Source organism: Mesorhizobium carmichaelinearum (genome assembly GCF_900199455.1).
Taxonomy (GTDB): Bacteria; Pseudomonadota; Alphaproteobacteria; order Rhizobiales; family Rhizobiaceae; genus Mesorhizobium; species Mesorhizobium carmichaelinearum.
The window spans coordinates 305,299-321,898 of the sequence record NZ_FZQR01000002.1; the positions used below are offsets into that span (position 1 = coordinate 305,299).

The 16,600-nt window shown below is 63.4% G+C and carries 13 protein-coding genes; 10 read left to right on the top strand and 3 right to left on the bottom strand.

Translation table 11 applies throughout. The features are described from left to right. From CKW40_RS04795 to CKW40_RS04805, 3 genes are read left to right on the top strand one after another with little or no spacing between them, the layout of a single operon-like run. A complete protein-coding gene (locus CKW40_RS04795) occupies positions 1-954 on the top strand; it encodes an ABC transporter permease (protein ID WP_095198778.1) in 954 nt (317 codons plus the stop codon). Beyond that, entirely contained in the window at positions 951-1,829 is an 879-nt protein-coding gene (locus CKW40_RS04800) for an ABC transporter permease (protein WP_095198779.1), read from the top strand. Before CKW40_RS04795 ends, CKW40_RS04800 begins: the two co-directional genes overlap by 4 nt. Then, positions 1,822-3,864, top strand: a complete 2,043-nt coding sequence (locus CKW40_RS04805; RefSeq protein WP_095198780.1) for an ABC transporter ATP-binding protein — start codon at positions 1,822-1,824, stop codon at positions 3,862-3,864. The genes CKW40_RS04800 and CKW40_RS04805 overlap by 8 nt, the downstream gene beginning before the upstream one ends. An 18-nt stretch (positions 3,865-3,882) precedes the next feature. Here CKW40_RS04805 and CKW40_RS04810 read toward each other — a convergent pair whose 3' ends face one another. After that, positions 3,883-4,785: a LysR family transcriptional regulator gene (locus CKW40_RS04810; protein ID WP_095198781.1), complete on the bottom strand. Its 903-nt coding sequence runs from the start codon at positions 4,783-4,785 to the stop codon at positions 3,883-3,885. A 116-nt stretch (positions 4,786-4,901) separates the two neighbouring features. Between CKW40_RS04810 and CKW40_RS04815 the strand changes: the two genes are divergently transcribed. From CKW40_RS04815 to CKW40_RS04840, 6 genes are all read left to right on the top strand, one after another. After that, positions 4,902-6,557: an ABC transporter substrate-binding protein gene (locus CKW40_RS04815; protein ID WP_095198782.1), complete on the top strand. Its 1,656-nt coding sequence runs from the start codon at positions 4,902-4,904 to the stop codon at positions 6,555-6,557. Between the two features lie 246 nt (positions 6,558-6,803). Next, positions 6,804-7,601 carry a DUF427 domain-containing protein gene (locus CKW40_RS04820; RefSeq protein ID WP_244571085.1) on the top strand — a complete coding sequence of 266 codons (798 nt, stop codon included), beginning with the start codon at positions 6,804-6,806 and terminating at the stop codon, positions 7,599-7,601. Between the two features lie 90 nt (positions 7,602-7,691). Next, positions 7,692-8,456 (top strand): SDR family oxidoreductase, encoded by a 765-nt coding sequence (locus tag CKW40_RS04825; protein ID WP_095198784.1) that lies wholly within the window; start codon positions 7,692-7,694, stop codon positions 8,454-8,456. A 420-nt stretch (positions 8,457-8,876) separates the two neighbouring features. Further along, a complete protein-coding gene (locus CKW40_RS04830; protein ID WP_095198785.1) occupies positions 8,877-9,851 on the top strand; it encodes an ABC transporter substrate-binding protein in 975 nt (324 codons plus the stop codon). A 77-nt stretch (positions 9,852-9,928) separates the two neighbouring features. Next, on the top strand, positions 9,929-11,002 hold the full coding sequence (locus CKW40_RS04835; RefSeq protein ID WP_095199140.1) for a quaternary amine ABC transporter ATP-binding protein: 1,074 nt from the start codon (positions 9,929-9,931) through the stop codon (positions 11,000-11,002). Then, the gene (locus CKW40_RS04840) at positions 10,999-12,978 is read left to right on the top strand and encodes an ABC transporter permease (protein WP_095198786.1); all 1,980 of its coding nucleotides are present in this window, start codon (positions 10,999-11,001) and stop codon (positions 12,976-12,978) included. The genes CKW40_RS04835 and CKW40_RS04840 overlap by 4 nt, the downstream gene beginning before the upstream one ends. Positions 12,979-12,997: 19 nt before the next feature. Here CKW40_RS04840 and CKW40_RS04845 read toward each other — a convergent pair whose 3' ends face one another. Further along, positions 12,998-14,356 (bottom strand): trimethylamine monooxygenase, encoded by a 1,359-nt coding sequence (locus CKW40_RS04845; protein ID WP_095198787.1) that lies wholly within the window; start codon positions 14,354-14,356, stop codon positions 12,998-13,000. A 262-nt stretch (positions 14,357-14,618) separates the two neighbouring features. Between CKW40_RS04845 and CKW40_RS04850 the strand changes: the two genes are divergently transcribed. Then, positions 14,619-15,332 carry a helix-turn-helix domain-containing protein gene (locus CKW40_RS04850; RefSeq protein ID WP_095198788.1) on the top strand — a complete coding sequence of 238 codons (714 nt, stop codon included), beginning with the start codon at positions 14,619-14,621 and terminating at the stop codon, positions 15,330-15,332. A 211-nt stretch (positions 15,333-15,543) separates the two neighbouring features. Here the strand turns inward: CKW40_RS04850 and CKW40_RS04855 are convergent, their stop codons facing one another. Further along, positions 15,544-16,584 (bottom strand): heme-dependent oxidative N-demethylase family protein, encoded by a 1,041-nt coding sequence (locus tag CKW40_RS04855; protein WP_095198789.1) that lies wholly within the window; start codon positions 16,582-16,584, stop codon positions 15,544-15,546. Between the last annotated feature and the right edge of the window lie 16 nt (positions 16,585-16,600).

A 16,600-nucleotide genomic window follows, 5' to 3' on the forward strand; every position in this document is an offset into this window, starting at 1 on the left:
ATTCTCTCCTTCTTTGCCAGGCGTGTTTCCCTGTCGCTCGTGACGCTGTTCCTGCTCAGCATCATGGTGTTCCTGGGCGGCCAGGTGCTGCCCGGCAATGTCGGGCGTGCGATCCTTGGTCCGTTTGCCGACCAGCGCGCGGTCGACGCGCTCAATCATACGCTCGGCGTCGATCGCCCGCTGCTCACCCAATATGCCACCTGGATCTGGAATTTTATCCGCGGCGACATGGGCACGTCCTACATCTTCCGCTCGCCGGTGGCGCCGTTCGTCATCGATGCCTTGGGCAATTCGATGAAGCTGGCGGCTGTCGCCTTCGTGCTGGTGGTGCCGATCGGCATTCTGGGCGGGGTGATAGCGGCGCTCAACCTCAACCGCCCGCTCGACCGCATCATCAGTCTGGGCGGCCTGTCGGTGACGGTGCTGCCGGAATTCGTCACCGGCATCATCCTGATCCTGATCTTCGGCGTCTGGCTGCGCTGGCTGCCGATCTCGGCGGCATGGCCCAAGGATGCCGGCTTCTTCACCCAGCTCTACTATCTGATCTTGCCGTCGCTGCCGCTGTTCCTGGTGCTGTTCGGCTACATCGCGCGCATGGCGCGTTCCGGCATGGTCGAGGCGCTCGATTCCGATTATACGCGAACGGCCGTGCTCAAGGGTCTGCCCTGGCGCACGGTGATCTGGCGCCATGTGCTGCGCAATGCGCTGCTGCCGACCATCACCGTCATCGCCACCCAGACCGGCTATCTCATCGGCGGCCTGGTGGTGATCGAGACGCTGTTCCGTTACCAGGGCATTGGTTCGCTGATCTTCACCGCCGCGCGCGGCAAGGACTTTCCGATGCTGGAATCCGGCATCCTCACCATCGGCATCGTCTATGCCGTGGCGACGTTGATCGCCGACTTCCTCTATTCCGTGCTCAATCCGCGCATCCGCCTGGGGTCAGACCAATGAGCGCCGTCCCGACCACTTCTCCCCCGCAAGACGACACGCGCCGGCGCAGTCCCCTGGCGGAAGTCCTTTTCTCGCTGCTGCGCTCGCGGACCTTCCTTGTCGGCCTGTTCATTGTGCTGTTCTGGGTGGCCTGCGCGCTGTTCGGCGAGCACTTCGCGCCCTATGACCCGCTCGCCGACGACATCATCAACGCGCTGGCGCCGCCTTCGGCCGAACACTGGTTCGGCACCGACCAGATTGGCCGCGACGTCTTCTCGCGCGTCATCGTCGGCTCGCGCGACATCCTCACCGTCGCCCCGCTAGCGACACTGCTGGCGACGGTGGCCGGTACCGCACTTGGCCTGCTCACCGGCTATTTCCGCGGCATCGTCGACGATGTCGTCAGCCGTATCCTGGAAGCCTTCATGGCCATCCCCGTGGTCATTGTCGCGCTGCTCGCCATCGTCGCGCTCGGCACCTCCAAGGCCACCGTCATCGTCGTCATTGGCCTGAGCTTCGCGCCGATCATTGCGCGCACCGTGCGCTCGGCGGTGCTGGCCGAGCGCGAACTCGATTATGTCGCCGCCGCCCAGCTCAGGCACGAAAGCGCGCTCCACACGATGTTCGTCGAGATCCTGCCCAACGTCATCCCGCCGATCCTGGTCGAGACCACCGTGCGGCTTGGCTACGCCATCTTCGCGGTCGCGACCCTCTCCTTCATGGGCTTCGGCATCCAACCGCCGTCGCCCGACTGGGGGCTCTCGATCTCCTCGAATTACGGCATGATCGGCGGCGGCTTCTGGTGGACGGTGCTGTTCGACGCACTCGCCATCGCCTCGCTGGTGATCGGTGTCAACCTGGTGGCCGACGGCGTTCATGGAGCGCTCAATGACTAGTTCCGCAAAGGCTGAAAACGCCCTCGAACTCCGCGATCTGTCGGTCGCTTACCGGGTGGCCGGACGCAACCGCGCCGTGCTGCGCAATCTCAGCCTCAACATCAGGCAAGGCGAGGCCTATGGGCTGGTCGGCGAGTCCGGCTGCGGCAAATCCACCGTGGCGCTCACCGTCGTGCGTTATTTGCCGAGGAACGGCTCGATATCGGGCGGCGTGATCTCGCTCGACGGCCAGGACGTCATGAAGCTCGATGCAGAAGCGCTCAGGCGCGCCCGCGCGGAAAGCGTCTCGATGGTCTATCAGGATCCGGGCAAGGCGCTGAACCCGTCGATCCGTATCGGCCGGCAACTGACCGAGATCTTCGAGCTTGGCGGCATAACGGGCCAGGCGGCGACCGATCGGGCGATTGCCATGCTCAACCGCGTGCGCATCTCCGATCCGCCCAGCGTCATGCAGCGCTATCCGCACCAGCTCTCCGGCGGCATGCAGCAGCGCGTGGCGATCGCGATGGCGCTGGCCAACGACCCCTCGATGCTGATCCTCGACGAGCCGACCACCGGTCTCGATGCGACGGTGGAGGCGGAGGTGCTCGACCTCATCGCACAGCTCAGGCAGGAACTCTCGGCCTCGATCCTGTTCATCAGTCACAATCTCGCTGTCGTCTCCAACATGTGCGACCGGGTCGGCGTGCTCTATGCCGGCATGCTGGTCGAGGAAGGGCCGACGGAAGTCGTCTTCAACGACCCGCGCCATCCCTATACGGTAGCACTCCTGCGCTGCCTGCCGCGCGGCGGCCAGCGCAAGGACCAGGGCCGGCTCGACACCATTCCGGGCTTCCTGCCCGGCATTGGCGCCGACATCAAGGGTTGCGCCTTTGCCGACCGCTGTGCGCTCGCTGACGATCGCTGCCGCACCGAATTGCCACCGCTCTATGATCTGAGCGACGAGCGCGGCAAGCGTCTGTCGCGCTGCTTCCATCACGACAAGGCGCAAGCCCTGCCGCGCGCCACACCGAGCGATGTTGCGACGGCGCCCAAGCCGGCAACCGCACCGGTGCTGCGTGTCGCCGGGCTGAACAAGACCTATGCCAGCCACGGCCATCCCTTGCGCGCGGTGAAAGATGTCTCGCTCGATCTCAGGCCCGGCGAGACGCTGGGACTGGTCGGCGAATCCGGCAGCGGCAAGACCACCTTCGCCAGGCTGTTGCTCGGCCTTGTGCCGCCCGATGACGGCGGCACCATCGAGCTCGAGGGCAAGGCGCTGGCGCCGAAGCTGGAGAACCGTGGCGACGACCAGGTCAAGGCGATGCAGATCGTCTTCCAGAACCCGGACTCCGCGCTCAACCGCTCGCATTCGATCCGCCACATCCTCGGCCGCGCCTTGAAGCGGCTGGCCGGCCTCTCCGGCAAGGCGCAGGAGGCGCGCCTCGACGACCTCGTCCGCTCGGTGCGCCTCACCGACCGGCATCTGGCCGTCAAGCCGCGCCAGCTGTCAGGCGGCCTGAAGCAGCGCGTCGCCATTGCGCGCGCCTTTGCCGGTGATCCGCGCATCGTCGTCTGCGACGAGCCGACCTCGGCACTCGACGTCTCCGTCCAGGCGGCGATCCTCAACCTGCTCGCCGACCTGCAGTCGAAGGAGGATGTCAGCTACATCTTCATCTCGCACGACCTTGGCGTGGTGCGTTACCTCTCCGACAAGATCGCCGTGCTCTATCTCGGCCGCATCATGGAGATTGGGCCATCGGAGGAAGTCTTCTCCGGCCCGCATCATCCCTATACCGAGGCACTGCTGTCGGCCGTGCCGAAGCTCGACCAGACCGAGACGGCACGCATCCGGCTCGACGGCGAGATTCCCAGCGCCACCAACCCGCCCCCGGGCTGCGTCTTCAACACACGCTGCCCGCGCAAGATCGGCCCGATCTGTGAGCAGCAGGAGCCGCCGCTGGCCGAGGCGCAGCCAGGCCATTCGATCCGCTGCCATATCCCCTACCCGGAACTGGCGAGGCTGCAGAAAGCGGCGGTGACCGAACCGGCATAGCAAGGCATCGCCGGCCGGCTACCTCAGGCCGGCGATGCCCAGGGAGCGGTCGCCCTCTGAGAAACCCTGTTCGCTGGTCCAGTTCCTGGCCAGCGAGCGCAAGCCCGTCAGCGCGACGTCGAGCACGTCGGACGAGACGGGGTTCGAAGGATAGGCAAGATAGATCGGCCGCTGGAACACCGGCGCGTTGTCGATGCGCCGCATCTCGCCGCGCTCGATATGGCCGCTGACGGCGCTAAGCGGCAGGTAGGCGGCCGCTTGCTGTGACAGCACATGCTGCAGGCCGATGAAGACCAGCCCCGCCGAAATGGCCGGCTTGACCATGCCGGCAAAAGCGCGGTCGTGCTCGATGCGGAATTCGAGCCCCCAATCCATCAGGATATAGTTTTCGGTCCATGGCTTGGTCTGCGCTGCGTGCTGGACGAGCACTACCTGATCGACAGCAAGCGTCTCATAGACGATGCCGGGATGCGGCCGCGGCAGATAGAGGATGCAGATGTCGAGCAGGCCTTCGGCCAGCTGATCGATCGCCAGGTCCGGAAAGCTGCCTTCGAGCCGCAGCGCCACGTTCGGCCGCCTGGCGCGCATCCACTCGACCCATGGCGAGGTGATGCGCTCCCACAGATAGGCGGGAGCGGTCAGCCGCAGCAGGCTCTCATAGCCATCGGGAACGGCGATGTCCTGCCTCGATTGCTCCCAGGTGCGGGTGATGGAGGAGGCGTGCGGCAGGAACTGCCGGCCGGCCGGCGTCAGCGTGACGCCGTCGCGGTCGCGCACGAAAAGCCGGCGCCCCAACTGCTCCTCCAGCCCCCTGATCCGCGCACTGACAGTGGATTGCGCAAGGTTGAGCCGGCTGGCTGCAACGGTGAAGCTGCCATGTTCGGCAACCTCCAGGAAACTGCGCAGGTTCTCGGTATCCATCGCCTACACCTTGCATCGAAAATTTCGATGACCCCTATCAAAAAATATCGCTTTCCGGTCGCGGTCAACAATGACCTAAATGGCCGATCCCCCAAGGGCAAGCGAGGAATGCAGCCATGCCAAGGCCTTTCATGACGATCGACGCCGCTCGCAAAAACCTGACGGCAATCGAAAATTCCGCTGTCGACGAATTGCTGGCCGGCAGGCTCGACCGCCGCGATTTCCTGCGCCACGGCAGCGTGCTCGGCCTTTCCCTGCCGTTCCTGGGCAGCCTTGTGACGGCTGCCGGTCTCGGCATGCAAAAGGCCCGCGCCGAGGGCAAGCCGGGTGGCACGGTGCGCGCCGGTGTCTCCACGCCCGGCGGCGCCATCGATCCCGTCACCTACTATGACAGCGGCAGCTACCAGCTGGTTTTCCAGACCGCCGAATTTCTCTGCATCACCCAGCCGGATCTCACCTTGAAGCCGGTGCTGGCGGAAAGCTGGTCGCCGAACGCGGACGGCAGTGTGTGGACCTTCAAGCTGCGCAAGGGCGTGAAATTCCACAATGGCGAGGATTTTAAAGCCGACGACGTCGTCGCGACCTTTGATCGGCTCGCCGATCCGAACGGCGCCTCGAACGCGCTTTCCGTGTTCAAGGGCCTGCTGTCGAAGGGCGGCACGCAGAAGGTCGACGATCACACCGTCGCCTTCCATCTCGATGCGCCGAACGGCAGCTTTCCCTATTCGGTGTCGATCGACAATTACAACGCCGTCATCCTGCCGGCGAGCTACAAGGGCGACTACGAAAAGACCTTTGAAGGAACCGGGCCGTTCCGGCTGGAGAGCTATACGCCGAAGGTCGGCGCGACCTTCGTGCGCAATCCCGATTATTGGGGTGAAAAGGCGTTGCCCGACCGCCTCGAATTCAAGTTCTACGGCGACGTGCAGCCGCGCATCCTGGCGCTGCAGGCCGGCGAGGTCGACATCCTCGACGCGGTGCCGCTCGATGTCAGCCAGGTGGTGCTGAACAGCCCCGACATCACGGTGCTGCGCGTCGCCTCGACCGCGCACCGCCAGCTCCATATGCGCTGCGACACCGGTCCGTTCACCGACAAGCGCGTGCGGCAGGCGCTGGGGCTCAGCATCGACCGCTCCAAGCTGGTGGACGGCCTTTGTCGCGGCATGGCGGCGACCGGCAATGACAGCCCGTTCGCGCCGGCGTTTCCCGCCACCGACAAGTCGGTTCCGCAACGCGTCCAGGACATCGCCAAGGCCAAGCAACTGCTCGAGGCGGCAGGCCTCGCCAGTGGCTTCGACATAACGCTGACGACGCTGCGCTATTCCGACATTCCGGGCTATGCGCAGCTGTTCCAGAACTTCGCCAAGGAGATCGGCGCCCGCATCGCGCTCAACATCGAGGACCAGGACAAATATTACGGCAAGGCGGTGTTCGGCCAGTCGGACTGGCTGGACAGCCCGCTGGGGATCACCGACTACGCGCATCGCAGCGTGCCGAATGTCTTCCTGAAAAGCCCGCTGGTCAGCGACGGCCCGTGGAACGCGGCGCATTTCAAAAGCCCTGCCTATGACGGGATGGTCACCTCCTATCTGAAGGCGCTCGATATCGGCGCACAGCGCGCCGCGGCCACCGACATCCAGAAGCTGCTGCTCGACGAAACACCTGTCATCTTCAGCTATTTCCCTGACCTGCTGGTGCCGGTACGCAAGAATGTCAGCGGCCTGCCGCCGATCGCCGCCGGGCTGCTGCTCGATCGTGTGTCGCTGGGATAGAGGCCGGGTTGGACAATTCCGCTTTTCGGGCGGTGAGGCTATCGCTGGCAGGGCTGTGAAGAGCGATGGGGGGCCATCGTTCGAGCGGCTCGGTGCAAGGGAAACCCGCCGCCCGGAAACCCTCTCCGGCACCATCGTTCAATCCAGGTTCATCTCGCCGTGCGCCAACGCTCGATGACAAAACAAAAGAAACGGGAGACTACCATTCGCAAGCCTCATTTGCGCGGCCGTGGGCCGCATTTCCCCTTGCTCGACGCCATCGTACAGTACGAGTTCGAGCCGGGCTATGTCGCCTTCACCATGCCGATGCAGAAGCGGCTGCGCGTGCAGGTGGGATCGATGATCGTCGCCGACACGACCAAGGCACTGGTGCTCTACGAGAGCGACCATCTGCCGGTCTATTACTTCCCGATCAGCGATGTGCGCGAGGAGTTCCTGCTGCCGAGCACCACGACGACCGAGAGCCCGTTCAAGGGCGTCGCCACCCATTATTCGCTGAACACCGGCATCACGCTGGTCGAGGATGCCGCCTGGCGCTATCTCGATCCGATCAAGGGATCGCCTGACCTGTCGGATTACATGTCCTTCTATTGGCCCAAGATGACGCACTGGTATGAGGAGGACGAAGAGATCTTCGTCCACGCCCGCGATCCGTTCCGCCGGGTCGACTGCCTGCCCTCCTCACGGCGGGTGCAGGTCATCCTCGACGGCGAGCAGGTCGCCGATTCACGCCGTGGCGTGTTCCTGTTCGAGACCGGCCATCCGGTGCGCCACTACCTGCCGATCTCCGACACGCGGCTCGATATGTTCACGCCCAGCCGCTACATTTCGCGCTGCCCCTACAAGGGCATCTCCAGCTACTATCACGTGACGACGCCCAAGAAGCGGCACGAGAACCTGGTCTGGTACTATCCCGAGCCGGTGCACGAGGCCGAGCGCATCAAAGGGCTGGTCTGCTTCCACCACGAACTGGTCGACAAGATCCTGGTCGACGGCATCGAAATTCCGAAGGAATTCACCGCCGCGTCCAGCGGCTATTTCTAGGCATAGCCGCTCCCTTGGTCGGCCCGCGCGCTGAGTGCTTGATCGAAACATGGCTCAGCGCATACCTTCCCCGAAACGGGGAGGCTATCGATGGATCTTTTCAAGCTGAACGGCGATGTCGCACTGGTCACTGGTGCCGGCAGCGGCATTGGCCAGGCAATCGCGATCGGACTGGCCGAGGCAGGGGCCGACGTCGCCTGTTTCGGTCATGCATCGAAAGGCGGGCTGGAGGAGACCGCGCAACGGATTACGGCACTTGGCCGCAAGGCTTTGGTGCTGACCGGCACAGTCACCTCAGAGAGCGATCTGGCAACGGCAATCGATCGCGTCGAGAGCGAACTCGGGGCGCTGACCGTCGCCGTCAACAATGCCGGCATCGCCGGGTCGGAACCGGCCGAGACCCTGTCGCTGGAGACATGGCAGAAGGTGCACGAGGTCAACGTCGCCGGCGTGTTCCTGTCCTGCCAGGCCGAAGCCCGCAAGATGCTGGCGCGCCGCAAAGGCTCGATCATCAACATCGCCTCGATGTCCGGCACCATCGTCAACCGCGGGCTGACGCAGGCGCACTACAATTCGTCGAAAGCCGCCGTGATCCACATGTCGAAGAGCCTGGCCATGGAATGGGCGGATCGCGGACTGCGCGTCAATGTCGTCAGTCCCGGCTACACGCTGACGCCGATGAACAAGCGGCCGGAGGTGGCGGAGGAGATCAAGATCTTCAAGCGCGACACGCCGATGGGGCGCATGGCAGCGCCGGAGGAAATGGTCGGACCGACGGTGTTCCTGGCCAGCCGCGCATCGAGCTTCGTCACCGGCCTCGACCTGATCGTCGATGGCGGCTACGTCTGCTGGTAGGACCGCATCTCGCAGAACTTCGCCTGCAGTCTGAATTTGTGCATCCGCGAAGCGTTAGTCGTTGCGCGAGATGAACGTTGGTATATATAATTTCATCCTATGAAACGGTTTGGCGAGACGGGGCTTGCCATGCCGACAGCCGAGATCATGGGACCTTGATGGCTTGCACCTTGCAGGGCGCCGCAAGACTGGCAATTGATCCGCGGGTGATCGCTCCAGCAGCGATCCATCGGCAGCCATGAACCCGACAGCCTATTCCATCATCACGAGAATTGAGCACCATCTTGCCTGCGCTGGCCAAGCCAGGGCGACAATTATGGCGCCGACGGCCTTGCGCAACGAACCGCCTTTCCAACACAATCAAGAAAAGCCGCAAGAAGGGAACGACCGATAACCGTCACAGCTTGAAGGAGAACAAGCATGTCATTTCGCAGTCGAGTTTCGAAACTATCGATGGGCGCCGTCGCGCTCGCGACACTAAGCCTGCTGACACCTTCCGCCCAAGCCGCCGCACCGGAATCCAACGACCCGATCAAGATCGCGCTGTTCGACTGGACCAGCGTCAACCTCAACGCCAAGATTCTTGGCGGCATCCTGGAAAAGCTCGGCTATACCGTCGAATATCCGACCGCCGACTACCTCTCCAGCCTGACCACCGGCCTCACCAATGGCGACCTCGATGTCGGTCTGGAGTTCTGGGACACCACCGCCGGCGAGGCGATGAAGGCGTCCGATGCGACCGGCCAGACCGAACGGCTCGGCAAGCTCGGCCCCAAGGCCAAGGAAGAGTGGTGGTTTCCCGAATATATGAAGGAGAAGTGCCCGACCTTGCCGGACTGGCATGCGCTGCTCGACGCCACATGCGCCGCGTCGTTCTCGACGGCGGAGACGGCGCCGAAAGGGCGCTATCTCGGCGGTCCGGTGACCTGGGAAGGCTTTGACGACGAGCGCGTCGCGGCGCTGAAACTGCCCTTCACCGTGATCCATGCCGGCACCGATGCGGCGATGTTCGCGGAACTCGATTCCGCCTATCAGCGCAAGGCGCCGATCATGCTGTGGATCTATTCGCCGCACTGGGCGCCGGCCAAGTATAAGGGCGAATGGGTGCAATTCCCCGAATACACGCCCGAATGCTACAACGACCCGAAATGGGGCACCAACCCCGACGCCAAATATGATTGCGGCAAGCCGCATGGCGAGATCTGGAAATACTCGTGGTCCGGCATGAAGGACAAATGGCCTGTCGCCTACAAGGTCGCCAAGGCCTACACGATCGACACCGACGAACTCAACAAGATGAGCGGCGAGATCGACCTCAACGGCAAGACGCCGGAAGACGTCGCCGCCGCCTGGATCGCCGCGCACGAGGCCGACTGGAAAGCCTGGGCGCAGTGACCCTTCCGACTGGAAAAATGGGACCTGGCCGTTGATCGGCCGGGTCTCAAGTCTTGATGTTCCAGAAGGACGATTGGATGACGGACGGGACTGAACAGGGATCGACGCAACCGGGCACAAACGACCGCCCGGTAAAACTTGCCTGCCGCAATGTCTGGAAGCTGTTCGGGGCGAACGCGGCCAATTTCATCCGCGAGCGCGACGGCAAGGCCAGCATGGCCGATGTCACCGCCGCCGGACTGGTCGGGGCGGTGCGCGCCGTCGATCTCGAAATCCGCCAGGGCGAGATTTTCATCATAATGGGCCTGTCCGGCTCCGGCAAATCGACATTGGTGCGCTGCATGTCGCGGCTGGTCGAACCGAGCCACGGCAAGGTCGAGTTCGAAGGCAAGGACCTGCTCAAGATTTCCGATGCGGCACTGATCGAACTCAGGCGCCACCGCATGGGCATGGTGTTCCAGAATTTCGCGCTGCTGCCGCACCTCAACGTGCTCGACAACATCGCCTTTCCCCTCAGCATCCAGGGGCAGAATCGAGCAACACGCGAGGCGCGGGCGCGCGAGGTGATCGAGCTTGTCGGACTGCGCGGCCGCGAGCATTTCTATCCGCGCGAATTGTCCGGCGGTCAGCAGCAGCGCGTCGGCATCGCCCGGAGTCTCGCGACCAAACCGGAAATCTGGTTCCTCGACGAACCGTTCTCGGCCCTCGATCCGCTGATCCGCCGAGAGATGCAGGACGAGTTGATGCGGCTGCAGACCATGCTGCACAAGACCATCGTCTTCATCACCCATGATTTCGACGAGGCCATACGGCTCGCCGACCGCATCGCCATCATGAAAGACGGCGAGGTCATCCAGATCGGCACGCCGGAGGAACTGGTGGTCAATCCGGCGACCGACTATGTCGCCGAATTCACCCGCGACGTCGATCGCGCCAAGGTGATCTCGGCGCGCAGCCTGATGCGCGCCTGCGACGGCGCCGAGCATGGCGGCACCGTGGCGCCGGAAGCCAAGATCGCCAGTTTCTCGGCCAGCATCGTTTCCGCCGGCAAGCCCTTCGCGGTGGTCAACGGCACCGGCAAGCCGATCGGCGAAGTCACGCCGCAAGCAGTCATCGACCTGCTGGCCGGCATCGAGAGAGCTGGCGCATGACGGTAACGGCAAGCGCCAGCGAGACGAGGCCACCGCTTCAGCGCTGGCACCTTGTCTGGATACTCGCCCTTGCCGCCGTGCTCGTGGTGTTCCTGCTTCAGGACAGCGTCCCTTGGGCCGTCAACTATCCGGCCGATGCGGTCGTGCCGGTCGCCGACTGGGTCAGCGCGCTGATGCGCTGGATCAAGTCGAACCTGTCATGGCTGACGCGTTCGATCACCGCGGTGCTCGGCGTGCCGCTCGACTTCGCGCTCAATCTCTTGGCCAAGAACTTCAAGATCGGCCACGGCGTCGACATCGTAGTCCTGCCGCGCCTGTCCTGGGTCGGGGTGTGCGCTGTCGCCTTTCTGGCCGGCCATGCCGTGGGTGGTCGCAAACTCAGCCTGCTGGTCGGCGGCTGTTTCCTCTACATTGCGCTGTTCGGCCAATGGACCAGCGCCATGCTGACGCTGGCGCTGATCTCCATCGCCGTGCCGTTCTGCATCGTCACCGGCCTGTTGGCCGGTATCTGGGCCTGGCGCAAGCCGTGGGCGGAAAGGCTCATCGTCTCCCCTGCCCTCGACCTGATGCAGACGATCCCGACCTTCGCCTACCTCATCCCGATGCTGCTCCTGTTCGGCAACAGTCCGGTGTCGGCGATGATCGCCACCGCCATTTTTGCAACGCCGCCGATGGTGCGGGCGACGATGCTCGGCCTGACGCGGGTGCCGGTGGAGATCGGCGAATTCAGCGACATGGCCGGCTGCACGGCGCGGCAGAAACTGTGGCGGGTGCTGCTGCCCTCGGCGCGGCCGACGCTGATGGTCGGCGTCAACCAGGTGATCATGCTGGCGCTCAACATGGTTATCATCGCCTCGATGATCGGCGCCGGCGGCCTCGGCTACGACGTGCTTCTGGCGCTGCGCGCGCTGAAGGTCGGGGAAGCGATGGAAGCCGGTCTCGCCATCGTGGCGCTGGCGATCGCGCTCGACCGGCTGAGCCAAGCCATTGCGCACAAGCAGGCGAAGGGCCACGTCCATCAGGAATCGAGCCCGGCTCTTTGGCGGCGCTACCCCAATCTGACGCTGGCCATCGCCATCCTTGCCGTTACCACGCTGCTCGGGCTGTTCGTGCCGGCCTTCGCGGCGGTGCCGAAGGCGATCACCTTCACCACCGCGCCGCTGTGGAAGGCGGCGGTGAACTGGGTGACGATCAACTTCTTCGACATCATCGAAGCGTTCCGCGTGGCGCTGATCCTCAATGTGCTCAACCCGGTGCGTGCCTTCTGCGAGGGCTTTCCGTGGCTCGGCGCAGTGTTCCTGCTCGGCCTTGCCGGCTATCAGCTCTCAGGCATGCGCCTGGCGGCCCTGGTCGCCGCGCTCACCGCCTTCTGCGCCATCACCGGCCTGTGGGAAAAGACCATGGCGACGGTCTATCTCTGCGGCATCTCGGCCTTCATCGCCTGCCTGATCGGCATCCCGATCGGGCTGATGGCGGCGCGCAGCGACCGCTTCGAGAAGATCGTCACGCCGATCATCGACACGCTGCAGGTGCTGCCGTCCTTCTGCTTCATCATTCCGGTGGTGATGCTGTTCCGCGTCGGCGATGTCACCGCCATGATCGCAACGATAGCCTTCGCCGTGGTGCCGGCGATCCGCTACACCAATCACGGCATCCGCCAGGTGCCGCCGGCGCTGATCGAGGCGGCGAAGGTGTCGGGCTGCACGCCGCGCCAGACATTTTTCCGCGTGCAACTGCCTCTGGCGCTCCCCGAGATCATGCTGGGCGTCAACCAGACCATCCTGATGGCGCTGGCGATGATCATCATCTGCGCCATGGTCGGCACACGCGATCTCGGTCAGGAGGTGTTCATCGCCCTGTCCAAGGCCGATTCCGGCCGCGGCATCGTCGCGGGTCTGGCAATCGCCTTCATCGGCATCGTCGCCGACCGGCTGTTCAACGCCTGGACGGCGAAGGCACGGGCAAGGCTGGGATAGGCAGGAAGATGCGCCGCGGCTACTCCGCCGCGACGCCCTTCACCTCGAGATAGCTCTCCATGGAATCGTCCAGCGCCTGCAGCCACGGCGTGTGGTGCAGCGGCGCCATGGTACCGGTCATCAGCGAGCGGTAGGCGTGATCGCGAAAACTCATAATGTCTTCCGCCTTGTGGTGCTCCCACTCCATGAAGGTCTGGTTGACCGCTTCGACGTCGAAGCCGGGATAGTCGGTCTGATCCATCAGTTCCTTGGTGTAGTCGCCCTGGAACCAGATCATCTGCTCGGCGTCTTCGAGCGTCTCCTCGCGGGCGCGCCATTTGGCGCTGTGCTCGGCCATCGCTTGGGCTGACGGCAGCTTGATGCGGCCCATGATGACGTCGCGGGCGAACCAGGCCTGCGCGTCGAACATGTTGAAAGTGTAGAACTGGTCCTGCATGCCGATATACGACAGTTTTGGGTTCTTCTCCCAGACGACGCCCTCATAGAGGTCGAGCGGCCACATGCGGTTGGCGGTCTTGAGCTTGAGGTCGTCGGTGAGGAACGGGAAGGAATGAAGATAGCCGGTGCACAGGATGATGGCGTCGACATCCTTGGTGGTGCCATCCTTGAAGTGCGCGGTCTTGCCGACGACCTTCTGCAGCAGCGGCACTTCTTTCCAATTCTCCGGCCATTTGAAACCCATCGGCTTCGAACGGTAGCTGGAGGTGATGGATTTGGCGCCGTATTTGTAGCATTGCGAGCCAATGTCCTCGGCGGAATAGGAGCGGCCGACGATCAGGATGTCCTTGCCCTTGAATTCCATCGCGTCACGGAAATCATGGCTGTGCAGGATGCGGCCGTTGAAGGTGGAAAAACCCTCGAAATAGGGGACGTTGGGCACCGAGAAATGCCCGGAGGCGACGACGACGTTGTCGAACTCTTCGGAATAGGTGACGTCGTTGGTGCGGTCATGCGCGGTGACGGTGAATTTCTTAGTCTCGTCCGAGAAGGTCACCATGCGCACCGGGCTGTTGAAGCGCACCCATTTGCGCAGGCCCGATTTCTCGACACGGCCCTTGATGTAATCCCACAGCACGGCGCGCGGCGGATAGGAGCCGATCGGTCGGCCGAAATGCTCCTCGAACGTGTAGTCGGCGAATTCCAGGCATTCCTTCGGTCCGTTCGACCAGAGATAGCGGTACATCGAGCCGTGCACGGGATCGCCATGTTCGTCGAGGCCGGTGCGCCAGGTGTAGTTCCACAGGCCGCCCCAATCCGACTGCTTTTCGAAGCAGACGATTTCGGGAATGTCGGCGCCCTTGTCGGCAGCCGACTTGAAGGCCCTGAGCTGTGCCAGTCCGGACGGTCCGGCGCCGATGACGGCAACGCGAGTTTTCATTTCCAGGGCCTCCTCATTTTTGATTTCCCCAGCGAAACAAATTTCACTGACAGTGACACTAATTGGCCCTTCCGTGCTGTCAACAGACATCTGCGGGCACGGCGTTTGCGTGCAAAGGATTCCCAGCGAAAAACCTTCGCTGGCAGAAATCATGGGATCGTCAGGTGGGACTTAAGACGGCTTGCCGACACCGCCGCGCTGCTGTATCGCCACCTCTGATGTTCACCTTGAGTGAAATAAATCCGCGACGTCCGGGGGCGACATGGCGAAAGACAGTTCCAAGGCCGGGCTTGCCGGCGTCAAGCCGAAGCCCCAACCAAAGGTCTCGGCGGACGGCAAGACCATCCGCGCACCGCTGACGCAGAACCCACACGCCATCCGCGACACACGCGAGAAAGTGCTGGAGGTGGCGATCGGCCGCGAGGTGCGGGCGTTCCGCAAGAAGCTCGGCATCACCGTCGCCGATCTCGCCGTCGCCACCGACATTTCGCTTGGCATGCTGTCGAAGATCGAGAACGGCATCACCTCGCCATCGCTGACCACCTTGCAGGCGCTGTCGCGGGCGCTCGGCGTTCCGGTTACCGCCTTCTTCCGCCGCTTCGAGGAGGAGCGCAGCGCCGTCTTCGTCAAGGCCGGCGAAGGGCTGGATGTCGAGCGCCGCGGCACGCGCGCCGGCCATCAGTACAACCTGCTCGGCCATATCGGCTCCAACACCAGTGGCGTCGTCGTCGAGCCCTATCTGATCACGCTGACCGAGGATTCGGATGTGTTCCCGACCTTCCAGCACGAGGGCATGGAGTTCCTCTATATGCTGGAGGGCGAAGTCGTTTACCGGCACGGCAGCAATCTCTACCCGATGAGGCCCGGCGACAGCCTGTTCTTCGACGCCGACGCACCGCACGGACCGGAGCAACTGACGAAACTGCCGATGCGGTATTTGTCGATTATCTGCTATCCGCAGAACAGCGCTGGGTGAGTTCAGCGATCTCCCCCCTCGTGGGGGAGATGTCCGGCAGGACAGAGGGGGGCGCTGTCCCGCCGACTTATCAATCAATCGTAGCCGCGACCTTCGATCGTTTGCGGCCTTTGGGCCGAGGATGAGCAAGGTTTGCGTTCCTTGGCGCCCCCCTCTGCCCTGCCGGGCATCTCCCCCACGAGGGGGGAGATTGGCAACTTCACCGGCAGCTTCAATCCGGCCCAAACCCCGGGCTGGTCGCGCTCCCATCATCCAGCTTCGACAGCCATTCGACCAGCGTCGGCCTATACCGCGTCAGACCCTTATAGGTGGCGAGTTCCTCCGGCAGGTCGCGGATCACCCGGTGCAGACGCCTTGCCCATTTCGGCTGCGTCACCAGCTCGTCCATCTTGATCAGATAGCAGCGGATCGGGAAGACGATGCCGTTGGAGCGCGGCAGGCGCCAGAAGCTTTGCAGTTCGACGCGCAGATGCACCTTGTCGCCGACATTCTCGGGCGTCACCGTGGTGCGGTCCGGTCCCCATTTGTGGTAATTTTCCGGGCTGGTGTCGAGGCGCGGATTGATGGTCATGGTCCAGTTCAGACGCCGCGCCGGCTTGCCTTGCTGGATGTTGGTGAGGAATTTCAGCGCCCTTGTGAAAATCCCCTTCTCATGCGCCAGCGGCACTGGCGCGTGCCACTCGAAGAAATTCATGCCGATGTCGAAATCGAGCGACCAGTCGGCCTGGGTGGTGACCATGCCGGCATCCATCCACAGATTGCCGTCGCGCTGGTCGAGGATGCAGAAATCGCCCTGGCTCTGCCGGGTGATGTATTCCATCGGGCCGTAAGGCAGGGTCGAGGTGTCGCCGAAAGTAAAGGTGTCGTCGATGCCGAGCGGCCGGTTGATCCAGCGCCAGCGGTCGCCGTCACGCGTCAGCGTGAAATGCTCGGGATAGCCCAGCGCCTGCTGCTCCATCAAAAGCTCAAGCAGGTCCCAGCCGGCAAGCGTCATATGCGGCAGCGACTGGCAGCGCAGCGGATCCTCAGCCAGCACCAAAGCGCGGTCCTGCATCTCGGCGACATAGTGCTCGTCGACGTCGATCAGGTTCTCCAGCACGCTGCCCTTCGGACCGACGACGTGCGGCTCGATGTTGACCGCATACATGTAGGCGTCTTCATGGAACGGGAATGGAAACCGCCTGATGTGCTCCGGGCTGTTCTTGAAGGTGAAATCGTCGCGGAACGTTTCCTTGCGAAAGGTGATGCCCATGATTTCCTCCTAGAGC

Excerpts from the sequence above, each read along its gene's own strand:
- CKW40_RS04810 (WP_095198781.1), bottom strand. The coding sequence starts at position 4,785 with ATGGATACCGAGAACCTGCGCAGTTTCCTGGAGGTTGCCGAACATGGC.
- CKW40_RS04805 (WP_095198780.1), top strand. The coding sequence starts at position 1,822 with ATGACTAGTTCCGCAAAGGCTGAAAACGCCCTCGAACTCCGCGATCTG.
- CKW40_RS04800 (WP_095198779.1), top strand. The coding sequence starts at position 951 with ATGAGCGCCGTCCCGACCACTTCTCCCCCGCAAGACGACACGCGCCGG.
- CKW40_RS04815 (WP_095198782.1), top strand. The coding sequence starts at position 4,902 with ATGCCAAGGCCTTTCATGACGATCGACGCCGCTCGCAAAAACCTGACG.
- CKW40_RS04835 (WP_095199140.1), top strand. The coding sequence starts at position 9,929 with ATGACGGACGGGACTGAACAGGGATCGACGCAACCGGGCACAAACGAC.
- CKW40_RS04845 (WP_095198787.1), bottom strand. The coding sequence starts at position 14,356 with ATGAAAACTCGCGTTGCCGTCATCGGCGCCGGACCGTCCGGACTGGCA.
- CKW40_RS04850 (WP_095198788.1), top strand. The coding sequence starts at position 14,619 with ATGGCGAAAGACAGTTCCAAGGCCGGGCTTGCCGGCGTCAAGCCGAAG.
- CKW40_RS04840 (WP_095198786.1), top strand. The coding sequence starts at position 10,999 with ATGACGGTAACGGCAAGCGCCAGCGAGACGAGGCCACCGCTTCAGCGC.
- CKW40_RS04825 (WP_095198784.1), top strand. The coding sequence starts at position 7,692 with ATGGATCTTTTCAAGCTGAACGGCGATGTCGCACTGGTCACTGGTGCC.
- CKW40_RS04855 (WP_095198789.1), bottom strand. The coding sequence starts at position 16,584 with ATGGGCATCACCTTTCGCAAGGAAACGTTCCGCGACGATTTCACCTTC.
- CKW40_RS04830 (WP_095198785.1), top strand. The coding sequence starts at position 8,877 with ATGTCATTTCGCAGTCGAGTTTCGAAACTATCGATGGGCGCCGTCGCG.